Origin of the sequence: Thermococcus camini, from assembly GCF_904067545.1 — an archaeon.
Classification (GTDB): domain Archaea; phylum Methanobacteriota_B; class Thermococci; order Thermococcales; family Thermococcaceae; genus Thermococcus; species Thermococcus camini.
Genome location: NZ_LR881183.1, coordinates 1,120,223 through 1,139,919 on the forward strand (window position 1 = coordinate 1,120,223; position 19,697 = coordinate 1,139,919).

At 53.9% G+C, this 19,697-nt stretch carries 23 protein-coding genes; 13 read left to right on the forward strand and 10 right to left on the reverse strand.

The window, feature by feature from the left end:
• Positions 1 to 7: 7 nt before the first annotated feature.
• The 4 genes from TIRI35C_RS06060 to TIRI35C_RS06075 all read left to right on the forward strand — a co-directional run bounded on the left by TIRI35C_RS06060 (position 8) and on the right by TIRI35C_RS06075 (position 2,562).
• Complete coding sequence (locus TIRI35C_RS06060; RefSeq protein WP_188202143.1) at positions 8 to 814, forward strand: mechanosensitive ion channel family protein; 807 nt, start codon at positions 8 to 10, stop codon at positions 812 to 814.
• Between the two features lie 114 nt (positions 815 to 928).
• The gene (locus TIRI35C_RS06065; RefSeq protein ID WP_188203076.1) at positions 929 to 1,609 is read left to right on the forward strand and encodes an aspartate/glutamate racemase family protein; all 681 of its coding nucleotides are present in this window, start codon (positions 929 to 931) and stop codon (positions 1,607 to 1,609) included.
• A gap of 40 nt (positions 1,610 to 1,649) precedes the next feature.
• The gene (locus TIRI35C_RS06070) at positions 1,650 to 1,943 is read left to right on the forward strand and encodes a MazG nucleotide pyrophosphohydrolase domain-containing protein (protein WP_188203077.1); all 294 of its coding nucleotides are present in this window, start codon (positions 1,650 to 1,652) and stop codon (positions 1,941 to 1,943) included.
• 34 nt (positions 1,944 to 1,977) lie between these two features.
• Complete coding sequence (locus tag TIRI35C_RS06075) at positions 1,978 to 2,562, forward strand: hypothetical protein (RefSeq protein WP_188202144.1); 585 nt, start codon at positions 1,978 to 1,980, stop codon at positions 2,560 to 2,562.
• A 94-nt stretch (positions 2,563 to 2,656) separates the two neighbouring features.
• Here the strand turns inward: TIRI35C_RS06075 and TIRI35C_RS06080 are convergent, their stop codons facing one another.
• Genes TIRI35C_RS06080 through TIRI35C_RS06090 form a run of 3 tightly spaced genes read right to left on the reverse strand, consistent with a single transcriptional unit; the run spans position 2,657 to position 4,255 of the window.
• Entirely contained in the window at positions 2,657 to 2,848 is a 192-nt protein-coding gene (locus TIRI35C_RS06080; protein ID WP_246454699.1) for a hypothetical protein, read from the reverse strand.
• Between the two features lie 40 nt (positions 2,849 to 2,888).
• A complete protein-coding gene (locus tag TIRI35C_RS06085) occupies positions 2,889 to 3,080 on the reverse strand; it encodes a hypothetical protein (protein ID WP_246454700.1) in 192 nt (63 codons plus the stop codon).
• A gap of 17 nt (positions 3,081 to 3,097) precedes the next feature.
• Complete coding sequence (locus TIRI35C_RS06090; protein WP_188202145.1) at positions 3,098 to 4,255, reverse strand: MFS transporter; 1,158 nt, start codon at positions 4,253 to 4,255, stop codon at positions 3,098 to 3,100.
• Between the two features lie 309 nt (positions 4,256 to 4,564).
• On the opposite strand from TIRI35C_RS06090, the gene TIRI35C_RS06095 reads away from it, so the two are divergent.
• Both TIRI35C_RS06095 and TIRI35C_RS06100 read left to right on the forward strand, forming a co-directional pair.
• The gene (locus TIRI35C_RS06095; RefSeq protein WP_188203079.1) at positions 4,565 to 5,980 is read left to right on the forward strand and encodes a TldD/PmbA family protein; all 1,416 of its coding nucleotides are present in this window, start codon (positions 4,565 to 4,567) and stop codon (positions 5,978 to 5,980) included.
• A 10-nt stretch (positions 5,981 to 5,990) separates the two neighbouring features.
• Positions 5,991 to 7,313 (forward strand): TldD/PmbA family protein, encoded by a 1,323-nt coding sequence (locus TIRI35C_RS06100; RefSeq protein ID WP_188203080.1) that lies wholly within the window; start codon positions 5,991 to 5,993, stop codon positions 7,311 to 7,313.
• A gap of 111 nt (positions 7,314 to 7,424) precedes the next feature.
• Here the strand turns inward: TIRI35C_RS06100 and TIRI35C_RS06105 are convergent, their stop codons facing one another.
• Positions 7,425 to 8,624 (reverse strand): MFS transporter, encoded by a 1,200-nt coding sequence (locus TIRI35C_RS06105; protein WP_188202146.1) that lies wholly within the window; start codon positions 8,622 to 8,624, stop codon positions 7,425 to 7,427.
• A gap of 206 nt (positions 8,625 to 8,830) precedes the next feature.
• Between TIRI35C_RS06105 and TIRI35C_RS06110 the strand changes: the two genes are divergently transcribed.
• The 6 genes from TIRI35C_RS06110 to TIRI35C_RS06135 all read left to right on the forward strand — a co-directional run bounded on the left by TIRI35C_RS06110 (position 8,831) and on the right by TIRI35C_RS06135 (position 14,737).
• Positions 8,831 to 10,111, forward strand: coding sequence for an MFS transporter (locus tag TIRI35C_RS06110; protein WP_188202147.1), 1,281 nt, complete (start codon positions 8,831 to 8,833; stop codon positions 10,109 to 10,111).
• Between the two features lie 141 nt (positions 10,112 to 10,252).
• Positions 10,253 to 11,212 (forward strand): hypothetical protein, encoded by a 960-nt coding sequence (locus TIRI35C_RS06115; protein ID WP_188202148.1) that lies wholly within the window; start codon positions 10,253 to 10,255, stop codon positions 11,210 to 11,212.
• Complete coding sequence (locus TIRI35C_RS06120) at positions 11,199 to 11,978, forward strand: ABC transporter permease subunit (RefSeq protein ID WP_188202149.1); 780 nt, start codon at positions 11,199 to 11,201, stop codon at positions 11,976 to 11,978. Before TIRI35C_RS06115 ends, TIRI35C_RS06120 begins: the two co-directional genes overlap by 14 nt.
• Positions 11,975 to 12,424, forward strand: a complete 450-nt coding sequence (locus TIRI35C_RS06125; protein ID WP_188202150.1) for a hypothetical protein — start codon at positions 11,975 to 11,977, stop codon at positions 12,422 to 12,424. Before TIRI35C_RS06120 ends, TIRI35C_RS06125 begins: the two co-directional genes overlap by 4 nt.
• Positions 12,421 to 13,095, forward strand: a complete 675-nt coding sequence (locus tag TIRI35C_RS06130; RefSeq protein WP_188202151.1) for an ABC transporter ATP-binding protein — start codon at positions 12,421 to 12,423, stop codon at positions 13,093 to 13,095. The genes TIRI35C_RS06125 and TIRI35C_RS06130 overlap by 4 nt, the downstream gene beginning before the upstream one ends.
• Positions 13,096 to 13,105: 10 nt before the next feature.
• Entirely contained in the window at positions 13,106 to 14,737 is a 1,632-nt protein-coding gene (locus TIRI35C_RS06135; protein WP_188202152.1) for a PEGA domain-containing protein, read from the forward strand.
• A gap of 12 nt (positions 14,738 to 14,749) precedes the next feature.
• Here the strand turns inward: TIRI35C_RS06135 and TIRI35C_RS06140 are convergent, their stop codons facing one another.
• Genes TIRI35C_RS06140 through cobB form a run of 6 tightly spaced genes read right to left on the reverse strand, consistent with a single transcriptional unit; the run spans position 14,750 to position 18,293 of the window.
• The gene (locus TIRI35C_RS06140; protein WP_188202153.1) at positions 14,750 to 15,211 is read right to left on the reverse strand and encodes a COG2426 family protein; all 462 of its coding nucleotides are present in this window, start codon (positions 15,209 to 15,211) and stop codon (positions 14,750 to 14,752) included.
• Positions 15,208 to 15,780, reverse strand: coding sequence for a phosphatase PAP2 family protein (locus TIRI35C_RS06145; RefSeq protein ID WP_188202154.1), 573 nt, complete (start codon positions 15,778 to 15,780; stop codon positions 15,208 to 15,210). The genes TIRI35C_RS06140 and TIRI35C_RS06145 overlap by 4 nt, the downstream gene beginning before the upstream one ends.
• Before the next feature lie 48 nt (positions 15,781 to 15,828).
• Entirely contained in the window at positions 15,829 to 16,410 is a 582-nt protein-coding gene (locus TIRI35C_RS06150; RefSeq protein WP_188202155.1) for an ASCH domain-containing protein, read from the reverse strand.
• Positions 16,367 to 17,095 (reverse strand): TIGR02253 family HAD-type hydrolase, encoded by a 729-nt coding sequence (locus TIRI35C_RS06155; RefSeq protein ID WP_188202156.1) that lies wholly within the window; start codon positions 17,093 to 17,095, stop codon positions 16,367 to 16,369. The genes TIRI35C_RS06150 and TIRI35C_RS06155 overlap by 44 nt, the downstream gene beginning before the upstream one ends.
• A 35-nt stretch (positions 17,096 to 17,130) precedes the next feature.
• Complete coding sequence (locus TIRI35C_RS06160) at positions 17,131 to 17,541, reverse strand: DUF3783 domain-containing protein (protein ID WP_188202157.1); 411 nt, start codon at positions 17,539 to 17,541, stop codon at positions 17,131 to 17,133.
• Positions 17,538 to 18,293, reverse strand: a complete 756-nt coding sequence (gene cobB / locus TIRI35C_RS06165) for an NAD-dependent protein deacetylase (protein WP_188202158.1) — start codon at positions 18,291 to 18,293, stop codon at positions 17,538 to 17,540. Before cobB ends, TIRI35C_RS06160 begins: the two co-directional genes overlap by 4 nt.
• Before the next feature lie 152 nt (positions 18,294 to 18,445).
• Here cobB and TIRI35C_RS06170 point away from each other — a divergent pair, with 152 nt between their 5' ends.
• Positions 18,446 to 19,642, forward strand: a complete 1,197-nt coding sequence (locus TIRI35C_RS06170; protein ID WP_188202159.1) for an aromatic amino acid transport family protein — start codon at positions 18,446 to 18,448, stop codon at positions 19,640 to 19,642.
• The last annotated feature ends 55 nt before the right edge of the window (positions 19,643 to 19,697 follow it).

Below are 19,697 nucleotides of genomic sequence, written 5' to 3' on the forward strand. Positions count from 1 at the left end.
TGATAGTATGGTGGCCCTCGATGCACCCCTTCCATACATAGGGGTCACGCCGTTCCAACTTATATCTGCACTGGTAATCTTGGTGGTGGGCTACGTTCTGGCCAGGATAATCGTCGGCCTCTTCAAGAAGAGTCTTGGAAGGACAAAGCTTCCCCCACTCGTAATAGAGTTCCTTGGGAGGTTTCTGGCAGTACTGCTCTACGTCATCGTCATGATAGTGGCGCTCGGTGCGGTTGGGGTCTCTGTATCTCCGATAATCCTCGGCCTTTCAGCGGTGATCGGCCTGATACTGGGCTTTGGTCTGCAGGACACACTGACCAACCTCTCAGCTGGCGTCTGGATTGCCGCTTTAAGACCGATTGACATCGGCGAAGTCGTGGAGGTAGCCGGACAGACTGGGAAGGTTGAAGCGGTTGGGATAATGAGCACAGAGCTTTTGACCCCTGACAACAAGTTCATTACCATACCCAACAAGCTCGTCTGGGGTAGCGTCATAACCAACTACACAAGGATGCCGACGAGGCGCGTTGATGTGGACATAGGAGTTGCCTACGGAACCGACCTTGACAAGGCAATAAAGCTCGCTATGGACCTGATGAAGAACCACCCGCAGGTTCTCGACGATCCTGAGCCAAGCGTGGTCATAACGGCGCTCGCGGATTCCTCGATAAACCTTCAGCTAAGGGCATGGGCCAAGACAGATGATTACTGGGACGTAAAGGGGGACTTAACGAAGGGCATCTACGAGCTCTACACGAAGGAGGGCATAGAGATACCGTTCCCACAGCTCGATGTTCACTTAAAGAGCGAATGACTTTCGTTTCTTCTCCCAATTTTCCGATGTTTTGCCCCCTCTGATTTCTTAGATCTTTAATCTTGGACCAAAAGGTTCATATCTCTCCCGGCGTCATGTTCTCCGGTGGTTCTCATGAAGAAGATAGGGATAATAGGCGGAACAAGCCCCGAGGCGACGTGTTATTACTACAAGAAATACCTGGAGATAAGCAGGGAAAAGTTCGAGCCCTACGTCTTCCCCGAGCTGATAATCTACTCCATAAACTTCAAGGAGTTCATCCACAACCCGAGGGGCTGGGATGGGAGGAAGGAGATACTCATAAAGGCCGCCAAGGCCCTTGAGAATGCTGGAGCCGAGATAATATCGCTTTCAGCCAACACTCCCCACATAGTCTTTCCGGACGTCCAGAAAGCTGTAAACGTCCCGATGGTGAGCATAATAGACGCGCTCATCGAGGATATGAAGAGGAGGGGCGTTAAGAGAGTTCTCCTCCTTGGGACGAAGACCACCATGACGGCCGACTTCTACAAGGACGCCCTCCGCGAGGCCGGTTTCGAGGTCATCACGCCAAATGAGGAGGAGATGGACGGGCTGAACAGGATAATCACGGAGGAGTTGATGTTCGAGAACTTCACCAGTAGGGACTGGGTGATTGGGCTGATAAACCGCTACATAGAAAAGGAAGACATTGAAGGCGTCATCCTCGGTTGCACTGAGCTTCCGCTGATAGTGAAGCAGGGAGATGTTAAAGCTGAGGTCTTCGACACCGTCGAGATTCACATGAGGAAACTCATCGAAGTGGCAAGCGAGTGATTTTTAAGCCCTTTTCTTCCCCTTCCTCCAGGTGGGAGAAGTGGAGATACGGGAATTCCAGGAGATGATTAGGGAAATCTACTTCCACAAGGACTCGAAGCGGGGCGTTGAGAGAACCTTCCTCTGGTTCGTGGAGGAAGTGGGAGAGCTGAGCGAGGCTATAAGGAAGAAGGACAGAGAAGCTATGGAAGAGGAGTTCGCCGACGTTTTAGCCTGGCTCGCGAGTCTGGCCAACCTTCTCGGGGTGGATTTGGAAAACGCGGCAAAGAAGAAGTATCCGGGAGTGTGCCCCTACTGCGGAAAGAAGCCGTGTGAATGCGAGGAGAAGTTTTAATTTTCTAACTCAAGAGCTTTCTTTGGGGGTAGTCATGAAGCCAGAAGATGGGCCAATCACGCTTGGCGATGTAAAGCTCCTAGTGAGGGAACTGTTAGGATACACCATAACAGACCATCAACTCAAAAAGGACTTGATGGAGTGGCTTCAGTCAAAGGGGCTAACCGTGGACGACGTTAGGATTCGAAGAGGAAAGAGCTTCAGGTACAATCTACCCGTGGAATTCGTAGAGTATGAGCTGAAATTATGCAAGAAAAGACTAGAAGGGGAAACACTCTCCCGTGAACTGTATGGGGAGTTCCCCTTTGTGAAGATTCATCATGGAACGCTTGAGGAACTTTCGAAGAAATTCGAGAGACTACCCTCTCACGAGCTGTACCCCTTGGTCAAAGCCGCAATTAGAGCCGCCATTGAAAGACGAAGTGCTTCTGCTCAAGCACAACTCGTCATTGAGTACACATGCTGGGGACTCTGTCACTCGCATCATAATCGGGCCACTTTCAAACCCATTGTCATACTCAACGTAAAATCTGGCCTTTTTATCATGGCAAGATACACCAAAGATGGTCTCGAGACTAAGCTTATAGAGGATCCATTTGTGCGACCACAAATAAAATAGCAGTATGTAGTATATCCCAGTCACTCATACACGTTTTCCTTTTTCCAACTTTAATGATAAGAACAAGCAGTTTCTTCAGTTGGAGTTTCGTAAATTACCCGGTGCTCGCCCAAACGAACTCTGAACGTGTTCTCTCTCCCTTTGAGCTTTTGATATCAAACTTTTCAGAAGGAACCGGGTTGAATTTAAGCTCTTCAACCAACTCCCCAAACTTTCTCCTTACATTTTCTGGAGCATCTCTTAGTCTTTTCAGAACGTTCCTGTGAACAAGAACTTCACATACCATTCAAAGCACCTCAAAGGTCAAGTTCACTCTTCGCCTCTTCTCAGGGCACTCCGTTTTCTAGGGTTTCTTTGGAAAGTTTTTCGAGTTCCTTAAGCTCCTCTTCGCTAACTTCCTCTTCCTCAAGCTCCTGAATCTTTAGCGTGAGCAGTTCCTCTTCTATTTCATCTAGCTTCTTTCTCATGAGCTGAATGTCTCGAAGTATGAGGGCAATGTTTGTACTCTCACTCATCATCTCACCGTGTTCGTAGCTCATTTTAAAAGAATTAAACTTTGCGAATCCTTCTTTGCGCCCCTCAACAGAATCAGAAAACCTACACCCAGGAAAAACAGAGAAACCATGATGAGGCCCTCCATTATCCCCACTCGTCCGTAGAGCCGGCCAATTAGAACATTCAAAGTCCCGTTCAGGATTGCTGTAAACAGGGAGTAGAACGAGCCGATGGTGGCCCTCTTCTCGTCCGGAATCGCCCTTTGAAAGCGTCCCTGCCACTCCTTGAAGGCCTGAGCGAAAACGAGGCTACCCAGAACCAGTGTGAGGAAACCGAGGTAGCCGTTCAGCCCCGCGAGGAGTGTAAGGGCTGGAATCATGGCCGGAGAGTACCTGTAAAGGGTCGCTCTGATATTTCCGCCAAAATCGACGTACCACGAGAGGCCGCTGATTAGGGTGTAGCCGGCCGAAATCCACGAGACGACGAGGACAGAGGCCATGACGCCGTAAAAGTAGAGCTGCATGAAGGAGGTGAAGGCTGTTAGAGGAAGCCCGATGACGTTCGCGTAGACGAAGAGCCAGAGGACTTCCGGGGAGTTCCGGATCAACCGCAGGCTTTCAAGCAGATGCCTGCCGTAGGAAACCCCGCTCCTCGCGGTGTCGGCGGGAACGGTTGCCAAAACAAGCATAGAAAGTACTGTGAAGGGAAGGCTCACGAGAACGGCAAGACGCATGCCGAGCGAGTCTGCCATAAAACCACCGACAACTGTCCCAATGAAGCTCCCAGCCATTTCAAACGCCCTCAGCCTCCCGTAAACTCTTGGATAATCCTTCTCCCGTCCGTCGCGGGATAATAGTTCGTAGAGCCAGCCGGTCTCAGCCCCCGTCAGGAAAGCCAGCGAGAGGGAGTTGAAGATTGTGGCCAGTATGACATCGGGGAAGGAGTGCGCGAGGTAGAAGAGGAGCGTCCCGGGAATCAGGAGGGCCTTGGATAGCAGAACGCTCGCCTTCTTCGAGATTTTGTCGGCGACGATTCCGGTCGGAACCTCGAGCAGGGCTACGAGGATTAGTGAGAGGCCCAATAGGAGGCCAATCTGCCCATCGGTGAGACCGAGGCTCCGGAGGTAGATTAGGTAGAAGCCCGAGTAGAACGTCAGGTGGAGGAGGTTTGAAAGGTAGAAGTGCCGGACGTAGTCCATGGTGAAAGGTGAGGGGAGTTTCATTAAAGGTTTTTCGATGTCCTGTTTAGGGGAATAAACTTCATTTCCATTCTCTTCGACTGCTCTACCGGTGTGATAGTTAGGAGGGTAGTAGTTACTACTGGTGTCCAAAGGTGCCCCCGAGGTTAAGGGGCAGGGGATTCCAGGTCCAGTCATAGAGAGGGTTTTTGGGGATTAAGAGGTCTAGGTTAGACTTCAATTTCATAACTCTTTTCGACCGACATCTTAACGGAAAGACTTTTATACTCCTGGGTGAACTATTCAATGCATTAGTCCGAGGTGATGTGCATGGAGCTTCTGGAGTTCGCGGTTGAAAAGGCCCTCGAACTCGGCGCTTCCTACGCGGAAGCGAGGTTCGAGGAGAAGAACGGCACTTCCTTAGCAATGAAAAACGGCTCCCCAGAGGGGCTGGAGATTCTGGCAGATAAGGGAATCGGCGTAAGGGTTCTGGTCGATGGAGGAATGGGTTTCGCAAGCACGAACGTCCTCACAAAGGAGAGCGTGAGCGAGGCCGTCAAGAAGGCCGTCAAGCTGGCAAAGGCAGCCTCTCGCGTTAGAAAGGAGCCGATAACTTTCAGCGAGGAGGACTTCCACCGCGTCTCCTACAAGGTCAAGATGAAGAAGGACTTCCGCGACTTTTCCCCGGAGGAGAAGCTTGAACTCCTGAAGAAAATCGAGGAGGAAGTCAAAGATACTGGCGTAAACGTGCCGATGCGCTACCTCGGCTACTCTGACCAGCTCTGGAAAAAGGTCTTTGTCAACAGCGAAGGTGCCTACGTCAAGAGCAAAATCCCGCGCGTTTCCATAACATACAACCTCGTGGTTTTTGAAAACGGCCAGATGGAGCAGGCCCCCTTCGTCCAGAGGGCCTTCTCTGGTGGCCTGGAACTAATCGAAAAGGACGAGCCGTGGAACTGGGCGGTAAAAGACGTTCAGGCCCTCAAGAAGCTCATCTATGAGGGGCAGAAACCACCTGAGGGGAAAGTGGATTTGGTCATAAGCCCGGAAGTGGCAGGAATAGCGGTCCACGAGAGCGTCGGCCATCCATACGAGGCCGACAGGATTTTCGGAAGGGAAGCGGCTCAGGCCGGGGAGAGCTTCGTAAAGCCGGACATGCTCGGCGAGAGGATCGGGAGTGAAGCCGTCACCGTCATAGAGGACCCGACGATACTGAACAGCTGGGGGTTCTACCTCTATGACGACGAGGGCGTCAAGGCGAGGCCGCGCTACCTTATCAAGGACGGAATCATCACCGAGTTCCTCACCAATAGGGAATATGCCGCAAAGCTCGGGCAGCGGTCAAACGCTTCAGCCAGAGCCATCAACTACAACCGCGAGCCGATAGTGAGGATGGCCAACACTTACCTAGCTCCCGGTGACCACTCCTTCGAGGAGCTGATTGAAGAGGTAAAGCTCGGCGTTTACATGGTGTCCTTCAACGAGTGGAACATTGACGACAGGAGATACCAGCAGAGGTACATCGGAAGGGAGGCCTACCTCATCGAGAACGGCGAGATAAAGCACCCCGTCAGGAGGCCTATCCTTGAGATAACGACGAGGGCGCTCTGGAGCAGCGTCGATGCCGTCGGCAAAGAGGTCGAGTTCTTCCCGGGAACCTGCGGAAAGGGCGAGCCAGGACAAGGTGTCCCCGTCTGGATGGGTGGGGCGCACGCGAGGCTCAGGGGTATACCGCTCAGGTACTGAGGTGGTGAAGATGTTCGACGTTAATGAGTTTATCCTTAAAAAGGCCAAAGAGCTCGGCTTCGGCGACGTCGTCGTTCTCGGCTACGAGATGAACAGGCGTCAGGTCCGCTTCGCCAACAACGAGATAACCGTGGCCAAAAACTGGCACGAGAGGAAGGTGGAGCTCTTCGTCGAGCTTGAGAAGCGCGTTGCCGGAACGAGCATCACCGAGCTGAGCGAGGAGAACATCGAGCGGACCTTGAAAACGCTCCTGAGCAACATGAAGGGCATGTCTCCAAAGGAAGACTACTACGGAATCGCCGAAGGGCCGTTCGAGTACAGAGACATTCCGGAGACCTTCGATAAGGCGATAGTCGAGCTGGACGAGCCGAACGAGTACGTGGAAAGGGCAATCAATGCGGCACTTGAGGAGGGAGCCAAAAGAGTTGCCGGCGTTCTCTACACAGACCACAACAGGCTCTACCTCACCACGAGCAACGGGGTTGAAGCCTTCGACGAGGGGACGGGGATAGAGATAAGCGTTAGAGCCTTCATCGGCGACCTTGAGAGCGGGCACGGGACGAACTCGGTTCGCGTTCTCAAGAAATTCGACCCCGAATCAGCTGGAAGAAAGGCCGGTGAGATTGCAAAGCTCGCCCAGAACCCGGAGCAGGGGCCGGAAGGGAAGTTCGACGTCATCTTTGACCCCTTAGCCTTCGCCAACCTGCTGAGCTACATGAGCTTCATGACTTCAGCGTATGCAGCAGAGGCCGGTTTTAGCTTCCTGGTGAACAAGCTCGGCCAGAAGGTCGCCAACGAAATCGTCACGATAAAGGACATTGGAAACCTGCCCAACGGCTACGGAACGAGGAAGTTCGACGACGAAGGAGTTCCAACGAGGGAAACGACGATAATCGAGAACGGAACCTTCAAGAGCTTCCTGCTCAACACGAGCATGGCAAAGAAGTACGGGACGGAGACGACGGCCAACGCGGGCCTTATAATGCCCCATGCGTGGAACATCGTCCTTGAGCCGGGCGACTACTCCAGAGAAGAGCTCTTCAGCGAGGTGAAGAGGGGAATCTACATCACCAACGTCTGGTATACGAGGTTCCAGAACTACGTCGCCGGAGACTTCTCTACCATCCCGAGGGACGGCATCTTCCTGGTGGAGAACGGAGAGCTGAAGCCGATAAGGAACATCCGCGTCAGCGACAACCTCGGGAGGATCCTCCAGGGAATCAGGGCCCTCGGAAAGGAAAGCCACCACATCCACTGGTGGGAGGTCAACACTCCCGTCTCGACGCCCTACGTGCTCGTGGAGGACGTTGGCATAACCAGGGCGACGAAGTGATGCTTTCCCTTTTTCTTTGTTAGGCGCATGATGTACATTTTAGTCCACACCCCATTTTGGGGTACCCATCCTAAATTTCATTTTTCAACGACGGTAGTAATAGGTCAAGAATTACTCCGCAAGATGCCTCAGCTCCAGTGGCTCCCTGAGGGGGCCAAGGCTGGCCAGCTTGAAAACCGTCCCAAGAAGGAGGAATCCAACTCCAAAAACCAGCCTGGCTCTCGAAAGTCCCAAAAAGTCTGTCATAAACCCATAGACCACGTAGAAGATCGAAGTGAGAAGCGCCATCACCATGTTCCTTAGGGACAGTATCGTTGCCCGCTTCTCGCTTGAAACTCTCCTCTGGAACTCGACGGAAACGTTGAAGGTAAAGGCCGAGGCGAAGAGCGTTGCAAGGACGCCAAGTATTATTATAAAAGCCGGATTCGGGTAAAGGACCGAAAGAACCGTTGCGAGAGGCACACCCAAGGGTGCAGCCTCATGGAAGGCTTTTCCAACCCTGCCTTTAAGGGCAACGCCGAGATACCTCGGAACGGTTCTTATCAGCACCTCAACAATTCCAAGAATTCCAAGGGTTCCCATTATTGTGGTGCCGAGGTAAACCGCCAGAACGTTTCCAAGGTATGGCTCGAAGAACTTCCTGAACTGATTGAGTGCGAGAGTCACCGAAAGCAGGTAGGCGATAAGCCACGCGATTTCCGGTTTCTTCAGCTCGCGCCACGCCCAAAGAACGTGAACTGTGTAGGGATGCTCAGGCCTCGAAAAGCCCATCTCCGGTATGCCCAGGGCCAGGGGGACCTGAACGGCCTGAAGGAAGACCGTGAGGAGTATTACCACCTCAAACCCAAGGAACTGGGCAATAAAAGCTCCCAGGATTGTTGTGGTTGAGGCAGTAACAAGAGAAAGCTTCTGGGCCGACCTCCAGATTTCTTTGAATTCACCTTCTCTGTTCTCCGCTCTTAGATTGTCGAAGAGCCACGCCTGAAAGCTCCCGCTCACGAAGGAAGCCCCCAGCGTTCCCAATAGCTGAGAGACCAGGAGAACCCAGAAACTGCGAAGGAAGAGCAGAAGAAACGTCGCAAGGGGGATTATGGAAAGACCTATCAGAACGCTCGTCTTTCGGCTCACCTTATCCCCGACAACGCCCGTGGGAACCTCGAAGAGAAAAAATCCCAGTCCAGAAACTGCAGTCGCGATGCCTATCTCACCGTAGCTCAGTCCGCGGGAAAGGTAGTAAATCACCGCAATGTTGCCGAGGAAACCTGCATAGGTTAGGGCAAAGAGGAGCCTGAAACGGTCAAGCCAGTCCATCCCACCACCCTGGGATGGGAAGTTGAATCCCTGAGAGATTTAAGATTTGTGAGTGGCAAAACGACCAGAAAACCCAGCGTCAAAGAACTGGAAGTCACGTTACTTTCCAAAATCTCCGGGAAATTGCCCAAATCTGCGTAACAAAGTGGGACGGCTGAGAAAACGCTTAAAAACTTCTTCATGCAAATGAACCCGGGTGGTGGAAGATGGAGGCCATCGAAAACTCCCGGTTGAATAAGTTCCACTACACGCTTTTAGCTATCCTCGGAACGGTGTGGGCGTTCATAGCGGTGAATACCATCTCGGCAGGGTTCGTCATAGCACTCCTCAAGAACGACCCGGCTTTCCAGGGGAGTCTGGCAAAGCTCGGCTCCCTCGGTTCGGCGGCCCTCTTCGGCATGCTCTTCGGCGCGTGGCTCTTCGGCTACCTCGCGGACAGGATTGGAAGGAAGAAGACGCTCACCCTTGCAGTTGCCACATTCTCCCTTGCCTCGATAGTCAGCTCCTTCGCTGGAAGCCTTGACCAGCTGATAGCCCTGCGCTTCATCGTCGGCCTCGGCCTCGGCGGTTCTCTGCCGGTTGCAAGCTCGTACTTCGCCGAGTTCATGCCGAAATCAGTGAGAGGCGCGATGATTTCCATCCTTGAGAGCTTCTGGGCGATAGGCACGATAATCATAGGCGTAGTTGCGATTCTCGTCAAGGCCGACTGGAGGAGCATACTGCTCTTCGGCGGCGCGATAATACTCATCCTGCCGCTCCTTCTCACGCTCCCGGAGTCGCCCCGCTACCTGCTCATCAAGGGAAGGGTCAAAGAGGCCGAGGAGACCATCAGGAAAGCCCTCGGGGTGAGCGTTAAGCTTGAGGCCCCGAAAGGGGAAAGGAAAGCCTCGGTCGGAGACCTCTGGAGGCGCTATGGTAAAACGACCCTCATGCTCACGATAGCCTGGTTCAGCATAGCCTTCGCCTACTACGGCTTCTTCATATGGCTTCCTAGGTTTCTCTCGGCAACGCTGGGAATCACCGTCTTCAGGAGCTTCCAGTACTTCATAATCACCGCCATAGCCCAGCTGCCCGGCTACTGGAGCGCCGCTTACCTCCTTGAGAGGATTGGGAGGAAGAAGACCCTCTCCTACTACCTCCTGCTCTCGGGAATGGCTGGAGTGGGCTTCTACCTCGCGGCCAACTCAGGAAACGAAACTGCAATAATCGCGAGCGCGGTAGCCTTCAGCTTCTTCAACCTCGGTGCCTGGGGAGCGATATACGCCTACACGCCGGAGCTCTACCCAACGGCCGTCAGGGGCACCGGAACCGGCTGGGCGGGAGCGATGGCGAGGATAGGAGGCGGAATAGCGCCGATCCTGGCGGGCAGGATAATGGAGCTGAGCGGGAGCGCTCTGGCGGTGCTCGTGATTGCGGTGGTGGCAATAATCGGTGCGCTGGACGTTCTGGCGCTGGGAGAGGAGACGATGGGTAAGGCACTCGCTTGAGGCATTAGCGGGCCATTGATTTTTATTTTTGAAGGTAACATTTATAAGACATTCAATCGTCACACCTGTTGGTGACCTCCGATTAGAGGAAAACTTGGAAGAGTGATTGCACTAATCGTATTGATTGTTACTTTTCAAGGGGTGCCCTCAACCACCTCTGCATGGGGAACAGCCGAGTGGTTCAGAGAAGGCACCCACGCAACGTACGCGCTCCTCGAACCAGAAGGCGGCCCAAGGGACATTAAGGACCTGTACATGTTCCAGCTCTATCCAGAAATGCTTCCTTCCAGTGTTAGAATCGACATCATAAGCCGCTTGAGCGACGATTCTCCCTGGAAAAAAGACGGTTTCCCATTTGTAATCGGAGACTGCACAGGGATATTCCTTCGTTTTGAAATCGTCGATATCCAAAAGGAACTTGCCCGTGTTAACATCAGCGTGACGTTTGTGAATGCCACCCTCGAGGGCAATTATCTCGAAATAATCCCCAATCTGACGATATGGAAGGTGCTGAACCTTAACCTGACAACCATGACGTACTTTGATAATGGAACCCCCATCGGAAAGGCCACCCTCTTCATCGATCCATCGGATACACCGAGACCCGGGGAGGTGCTCTTCAATCTTGAGGGGCTTTCAAGGGAGACCAACGTCTCGGTGGGGAACGTCACCTACAGTGCCTATGGCAACAGCACGGTTCTGACGTACTACAGACCCTTCAAGCCGCCCCACATCGGAATAACAACCCGGAGGTTCTACTTCAGCGATGCCGGGGAGAACTGGTCAATCTCTGGAGGGGGAAAGGAAGAGTACACCTACGACTTCCTAACCGGCGTCATGATAGCGGGAACCTTCAGCCACTCCACCGAGCTGATGGCCCTTGGAGTTTTTAGTATTGATGGTATGGACAGAAGAATCCGCGGAAAATCAGAAGCTGGGGTGTGGCCAGACGGCATCAAACTGTACAACACGAACATCGCTTTTCCTGATGAAGGAAACTCTTCCCCTCCCAATAGTCTCTGGAGGTACTACCTGTACTCCGGGATTCTGGCACTGATGGCTTCACTTCTGGTGAGGTGGTGGAATAATGGGCACCGTTAGAACCCAGTTGGAGTGGGAGCTGAACGATCCGCTGAAGCTCGCTGTTTTCCTCTTCGGGTTCCTGCTGACGGGGCTGGCGTTCTTGAAGGACGCCCTCAGTATGGGAGCAACCGGCATGTTGAGCCCATTCAGCCAGGAATCCGCCGTTCACTACGCCAAGACCATTCCAAGGCTTGCCCTGCCGGTTTTATCCCAGGAAGCCTACAGCGTTCTTGTCTTTGTCGCAGTTATGCTCTCCAGCCTCTCAATAAGAGGCGAGATGGACTCGCTGGCTGCCCTAACCGTTTACTCGCTCCCGATCAGGAAGTGGAAGTTGTTCCTTATCAAATTTGTTTCAGTCCTAGTTCTGACGGCCCTATCGTTCGTGGTCCCATATTTCCTGGCCGTGGGATACGTCCTCTCTGGCTCTCCTTCTCTCCTCGCCGGGATACTCGGAGACGGGGTTTGGAGTAATGTTCTGACGTTTTTCCTGATTGCGGTCTTCTACACGGTTTCGGTTTCCATTTTCATAGCCCTGCTGTCACCGAATTCGTTCGCCTCGATTCTGGGGGGACTCTCAGTACTGTACGTCCCGGTTATTCTCGGGATATCCAGCCTGCCCCCATTCAGCATCTCCGCCGCCATGTCATCCTATCTGAGTTCGGTGACCTATGGAATGGGACACACAGCTGCCGCCCACGGGAATGTGGCTGGAGTCGGGTTCTTCCTTCCCGCCCTGCTGTTGGCGGCATCGATAATCCTCAGCGAAAGGAGGGATGCCCGGTGAAGAGGTTTGCAGCGTTCCTTCTGCTCGCTCTCCTCCTCTTCACCATAGAATCGCTACTTCTTCCCCGGTACTACCAGAAAACCCCAACGGCCTACGGATTCTTCAGCGATGATGGTTCCTCCGTTTCGGTGTTTGTCCCGACCGCAAGAAGGGTCGCCATCAGCGTTGTAACGGAGAATCCGGATAGGTATGAAATTGAGGTGTTCGATGGCGTCAGGAACAGGTTCATCACGAACCTGACCGCAATGGGGAACATGTACCGGGAGCTGGAGCTGCCCGATTCCGGAACGTACTATTTCGTGTACCGCGGAAACGGCACTGCGAGGATAGCCGTTGGAACCCTCGCGATGTATCCATCTAGGGGAGTGTTGAAAATTGAGTACCTGATTGGCGGAACGGTAGCATTTGTTCTCGCCGCGCTAGTCTGGGTGGGGGTGAGGCAATGATAGTGAGGGCAGAGAAGCTTACAAAGCGCTTCGGGAGTGTCCTCGCCCTGAACTCCGTTGAGGTTGAGATTCCGGAGGGATTAACGGTCATAGTCGGCCCCAACGGGGGTGGCAAGTCCACTTTCCTGAAAATCGCCGCCGGAGCGTACAGGCCGACTGCGGGAAGGATAAAGGTCCTTGGAAAAGACCCTTGGAAGAACGAGCAAATAAAGAGGAGAATCGGCGTCTCCTTTGACCCGCCGGCCCTCCCACCGCTGAGGACAGGGCTGGAGTGGTTGGAATACATCTCAGAGGCCAGAGGGGGCGACGGAGAGAGCGTCCAAAAGGCCGCGGAGATGTTCGGAGCCAGGGAGTTCATCGCAAAAAAGATTCGAGACTACTCCGCGGGCATGAGGAAGAGGCTTTCCCTTGCCCAGGCGTTCGTGGGAGACCCGGAGGTGGTGTTCCTCGACGAGCCGCTGGCCAATCTCGACCTAAACGGCATGAGGGATGTAATGGAGGTTATAAAGGAAGAACACAAGAACGGCCTGAATCTTGTGGTAATCTCCCACATCTGGCGCCCCTTCATGGAAGTAGCAGATTACGCTGTTTTAATAGCTGCGGGGAAGGTACAGGCCGCTGGTTCCCCCCAAGATATTCTACCGTTGCTGGAAAAAGCGTTTCCCCTGTGAGGTGAGGATAATGAAAAAGACCGCAATCCTAATCAGCATGATGCTTCTGCTCTCCATCGCGACTGGGAGTGTTAGTGCGCTTCCAAAAAGCGGTTACGGCGTATTGGTCGTGGACTCGGATTCTGGCGCAAGTGTTTTCATCGTGGAAGAACGGATAAACTTCACAGCACCGGCGTGGGTGGAACTCCCTGCATCGAAAGAGGGCGAAAACTACACCCTTATTATGGAGATAAACAGGCTGAGGGTGAAAATCCCGGTTCTAATCAAAGAGGGGCTGACCACAATAGTGAAGGTGAAAAGTGAGAGAATAGAGGAATCCATGTTAGCCAAAGGGGCCAGCGCCGTTGAAGTGCAGTTTGGTTCACCCATTAGCCTTCCCCCAAAACTCAAAGGCCCGGAACCCGCCCTTGAATGTATGGCGGCAACCTACGGCCCGATAAACGGACGCGGACTGGTGTTTGAACTCATGAAGAACCCCAACGGAGATGGCTACTTCCTCCTGCCCAACGGAACTCCCGTTGAAATCTGTGGAGAGTACTATCTCGCGGAGATGTACGGGATAGAGGACGGATGGGCATCAGTCGGTCATTTTCTCAACTGGACGACCTACGTCCCTGAGTACAGGAAAATTGAAATAGACTCCTACCCCGAGGACTCGGCCGTTCTCGTCTTCGGCGCCAGCTACAACGTACTAAGGACACCCATAAAGCTGTTCGTGCCGATAATAACCAACGCTACCCAAGGATACGGCTTTGATATGAACGGCAGGCGCGTGGACTTCAGGCTCAACCCGATTCAGGGATACAACATAACACTCGCCTCCAACGTTACCATCACCGGGGGACTCGCTCCCCGTATCAGCTTCATTGTGAATCCAACTGTGAATGGAGCCGAGATTGGCGTTAACTTCACCACGCTAACTCAGGCGGTATCGCTGAATATTGTCTACGGTCTCCCTCCAGAGTACCGGAACCTTCCCAACGGACTGGAAAGCACATCTGAGGGAAGCTCCGGAGTAGAAGAAAATCGAGGGAACGCAGAGAATAACACCCCTCTGAATTCGACACTCATTATAACGACGTACCCCGAAAACGCGAAGGTAGCTATAGACGGCAAAACCGTGTGTGCCGGAAAATGCGTCCTAAACTTAACTCCAGGGGAGCACGAAATCACAGGGAGCGCTGACGGCTTTGTTGCGGAGAGCAGGGGAGTAATCCTTGCACCGGGAGAGCGATTAATCCTAAACCTTACGCTTTCACCGTACCCGAAGTTTGAGGTAGTGTCCGCTCCAGAGGGAGCCAGCCTCTACATCGATGGCAATTCCACCTCCTGCATAACGCCCTGCAACATCACCCTAACCCCCGGAACTCACACCCTGATCTTCAAAAAGGAAGGCTTCAGGGATTACAGGACCACGGTCAGGGCAAATGGAGGGGATAGCGGAGTTATTTCAGCGACTCTCACAGATTTGAGCGGTAGGAGGTACACGCTTGACCCCAGGATAAAGAACCATGATGATATCCCCAAGGGAAATTCCACCAACGGGAATTCCAGGGGATTCCCCATCTCGGGCACAGTGGCATACGTACTCGGCGGCCTCGCGCTCGTGACTGTTGCGGTGGTCATTGCCCGGAAACTCTAAAGCATTTCCTTTTTATCCAAAAATCCCCAGTGCAGGGAACAGTGTTATCGCCATGCTCAAGAGTCCACCGAGGATTAAAGCAGGAACCGTCTGCCTCTTTTCTATGGCGAGCAGGTAGGCCGCTAAAGCTCCAGTCCATACGCCCGTCCCGGGGAGAGGGATTGCAACAAAAATCGTCAGCCCGATAAAGCCCCACCTCTCGACGTAGGGGTGGGCCTTTTTTCTCACTCTTTCGACGTAGTAGAGGTAGAGGTGGGCCACCTTTCTCAGGAAGGTTCCCTCAAGCCAGAGCATCAGCCTGTCTATGTAGGGGAGCAGAGCTGGCAGGAGAAGCGAGAGGAGCAGAACTCCGAGGGAGGCACTCAGAAGGGTCTCCCAGAGGGGGTAACCCATGCCGATGCCGTAGACTATCGCGTACCTGCCTTCGAAGGTTGGAACCAGCGAGAGGAGGAACACCTCAAGGAAGCCGTTCATTGGAACTTCCCTCCGAGGAGTGATTTAAGCAGGAGGTAGAGCCAGGGAGCGAAGAGAAGGCTGAAGAGAACATCGCCCAACCAGTGGACGTGCAGGAAAAGCCTTGTGAGGGCTATTCCGACTGCATATATCCAGGCGAGCGGGGCGAGCTTCTTCCACCTGTCCGCGGCATAGCTCGCTATTATGGCAGCCCTGAAGGTGTGGCCCGAGGGAAAGGCGTAGGCACCTATCCCCGAACCATAGGGAATGGGCCTCGGTTCGGCGAAGAGGAACTTGAGCGCGCCGACGGCAGCGAGCCCCATGATGGCGGACAGTACGAATGCGAGCGTTTTAGGTGAGACCTTCCCGCTCCTCCAGTCAAAGTAGAAGGAAAGACCGATGACCGGGATCAAAAAGAGGTCGCCGCCAAAGGCCGTCAGGAAGTTCATCAAGGGCGTATCCACGAGGGGAAGCTTCAAATTGACCCATTCATTTATCCCATGGAGTAAACCGGTAGCCTGGAGAACCAGAACGATTAAAACTCCGGCCGTAAGCGCGGTAAACTTGGCGTCGAACTTAACTCTCTCCATGGCGTTTAAAGAAAGATGGGGCAATAAAAAAGCTTTTCTCTTGAGGGCTCAGATTACCCCCACCGCATAGAGCGCATGATATGCCTTGAGCAGCGCCCCCTGGACTTTTTTCGGCCCGAAAGTTCTAACGGCCCTTCCGAGGCCCTCGTTGTATATCCTGCGCAGTATGAAGTCCGTCTCGCGGCTTAGGTTGACCTTCTCCTGATTTTCAAGGTAGAGTCTCGCTATCTCACCCGGCTCGCGGTAGTTTAAACCTTTGAGCCACTTTAGGGGTATCCTATCTTCAAAGCGCTTGATGACTTCAAAGCCTATCACCGTAACCTCGTCGTCACCGTAGAGCTCACCGTATATCCTGTTCAGCTCCCTGAGGAGTTCCTTCACGTCTGAGAAGCCATCTCGCTTTGCATCCTTGTTGGTGAGTTCCCTTACCTTCTTCTTCTCAACCCAAGTTATCCTGACCTTAGCTATAGCCGTGTCGCTTGGCGTTATCACCAGGTAAATTTCGCTTCCCGGTTTCGCTTCGTAGTCACCGTAGCGTATCGTGGTGACCTTGTCTCCCCTCAGAATCCCAGACTTGTAGGCGCTGTCAATCAGCATGAACTTCCTTATCTGAACGCTCTTCCCCCTCATCGCTCAGTCCCCTCACTATCCTCGGCACTTCCTCGAGGTTCTCGATGGTAAAGTCCGCATACTCAAGGTACTCAAGCTCCCTATCAGCGCGCTTCCCGTAGCGGAACCAGACTGTGTTCATTCCCACCTGCTTCGCCCCGTAGATGTCGGAGTAAAGCCTGTCGCCGACCATCACGGCCTCACCGGGTTCGACTCCCATCTTCTTCAGGGCCTTCTCAAATATCTTTCTGTGGGGCTTCTTGACGCCGAGGTAGTCCGATATGAAAACCTCGTCGAAGTAGGCATCGAGTTCGAGGCGGAGAATCTTTTCCCACTGCTTTATGGGGTCGCCGTCGGTTATTATCCCGAGCCGGTAGCCGGCCCTCTGGAGATCGAGGAGAACCCTTCTCACGCCCTTAACTGTCCTGAGATACGCGAACTTTGTGTTGTGATACGCTATGACGCCTGCCGCTACCCATTTCGGATTGCTGGGCAGGTCAAGACGCCGGAGCAGGTAGTCGAAGTGCCTGCTGAAGTTGCTCCCGTACTCGGATATCAGCTCAAGGAGCTCCTGATAAGCGGTATCAAAGTCAACCGGAAGCCCATGACGCACCATGTTCTCTATCGCGTTTCGGCGCGCCATCTCGGCCAGCCTGCTCGTGTCCACGAGCGTGTCGTCCAGGTCAAAGAACACGACCTTTATCATCCCTTCACCCACCGCACTCTACTCGTTCAAGATATTTAACCCTTCCCGATGTCAAGAAAGGGCCCCCTTCTCTTCCCGGCCTCCTCACGGGCCCAGCGCATGGCCCTGAAGTACTCGTCCTCAGAGATAAGCTCGTTGAGCAGGTCCTCGAGCTTCCAGGTGAGTGAGGTTTCCGTCGTGGTCGCAAATATAACCCTCCCGAGATTGAGGGATTTAACGGCTCTTATGATGCCCTTCAGCGTCTCGTTGTCGAGGCCGTGCATTATTACAAACTTTCTGAGGTGCCAGTAGCTTGAGCCGCTCAGCTCCTCCGCCTTCTCAACGATTTCACTGACCACCCAGTCCCTGCAGTACTCGGGAACCTCAAAAACCGGAACCGAAAGTGCCTCCCGCAGTCTCTCGACTTCATCGGGCAGGAAACCCACCAGCAGAACCTTTCCGCTCATCCTATCAGCCCCTTAACCCTTGTCATCAGCTTCTCCATGGCCTCCCCTGCGGGACAGCGAAGGAAAACATCTGCAATCGGCGTTATCCCGCTCTCCTCCGGGTTGATTTCGATAACCTTTCCACCCGTTTCCTTGACTATCTGCGGAACGTACGCGGCAGGGTAAACCACACCGCTCGTTCCTATGACTAGAACGAGGTCAGCCCTCTCCGCGAGTTTGAAAGCCTCGTCAAGGGGCTTCCTCGGGAGCGGCTCGCCGAACCAGACGACATCGGGACGGAGAAGCGAGCCGCAGTCCGGGCACTTGGGAAGATCCCTGCCCCCAAGAAATTCCCCAAGTCGGCCACTCTCCTTGAGGTTTTCCCTATAGCCGCAGGAGGTGCACCTAACGCGGAATATGTTGCCGTGGAGCTCGATGAGGTTTTTGGTTCCCGCTTCGCGGTGGAGGTCGTCAACGTTCTGGGTTATAACTGCCTTCAGAATCCCCATGCGCTCAAGCTCCGCCAGGGCGTAGTGTGCCCTGTTTGGCCTGGCCTTCCGTATTAGGTCCATCCTCCATCGATAAAACTCCCAGACGAGGTATGGGTCCTTCCGAAAAGCCTCTGGAGTCGCGAGCTCCTCTGGCCTGTGCCTCTTCCACAGTCCGTTGAATCCTCTGAATGTAGGAACACCGCTCTCGGCGCTTATTCCAGCACCGGTGAACGCTATAGCGAACCTCGAACGGGCCAGGAGTTTGGCAGCCTCCTCTATCATGGTCACACATACTCGGCGCTCCTTAAAAATCCTGCCCAGGGCTTTGGTGTCTTGCGTTGCCGACCGAATAATCTTTGAAATACACTTCATGTTTCCGTGCGAGGGTTTAAATTGTATTCATGAGCACATCTGCGGGAACAGGAGGTGAGAGGATGCCCATAACGGATGGAACCCCAAGGAAAAAGGTCACCACATCACACGGAAGGTACTACGCCGAGAGGCAGGCACTGGCGAGACGGAAGAAGCTGGGGAGGAAGGCGGCACTGATACAGCTCATGAGGAAGCGGAAGGGGGTCGCGGCGATAAGGACGAGCACGATACGGGTTGAAAAGGCCCACATCTCGAAGAACGAAGCGCTCGCCATACTCGTCGGTACCCAGATAGGGGCGGGTGTTCTCGGCCTGCCCTACGTGGCGAGCAAGGTCGGCCTCATCCCCGCACTGGGGGTTCTCACGGGGGTTATGCTCCTCATGCTCGCGACGGCTTTCATAGTTCTCAAGTTCTCGGCGGGGATGGGCGGGGCACAGATGAGTACCATCGCCAACAGGACCCTCGGAAAGGCCGGCGGTTGGCTGATGTACCTGAGCATCTTCATAATGAGCTTCGGGGCCATACTGGCGTACATTGCCGGAATGGGAAGCGTCTTCGCGAGCCTCTTCGGGGTCACCGACACAGTCGGGGCGGCGATATTCTGGGTCCTTGCCTCCTTCGTCGTCTACCGCGGGCTTGAGGCAAGCGGAAAGACGGAGCTGATAATGAGCTACGTCATGCTGGCGCTCTTCATAGGTGTCACGCTGATGCTCGTCCCCCACGCCGAGCTTGAGAACGGCCTCTACACCGACCTCGGGGGACTGCTCAGCATAACGGGCGTCGCCATCTTCGCCCTCGGCTGCCACACGATAATCCCCGATGTTTATAAGGGACTCGGAAGTTACAAAGAGACCAAGAAGGTTATCGTGCTGGCCTTCCTGATTCCAACCGCGATATACGCGGTCTTCATGGCGGCGTTCCTGCTGGTCTTCGGAAAGGGGACCCCTGAGATAGCCACGCAGGGACTCGAGCTGCTCTACGGGCATCTCGGCAGAGTAATCGGCAACCTCATACCGCTCCTCGCGATAACCACGAGCTACATAGGCATTGCACTGGCACAGCAGAGCAACACGGAGGAGTTCGTGAAGCTGAACAGAAAAGCCGCGTGGGCCCTGACCGTCGTTCCTCCTGCCGCAGTGTACTTCGCCGGCGTCAGAAACTTCGCCGACGTGCTTGCGTTCGCGGGCGATACCGGCGACATGCTGGCGTTTATAGTGCTTCCAATCCTGATGTGGGTGGCGGCGAGGCTTCGCCGCTGACCACCAACCTTTTTAAAACGGTTCATCCCTGCCGCATTAGCTGCAGCAGGCTGTC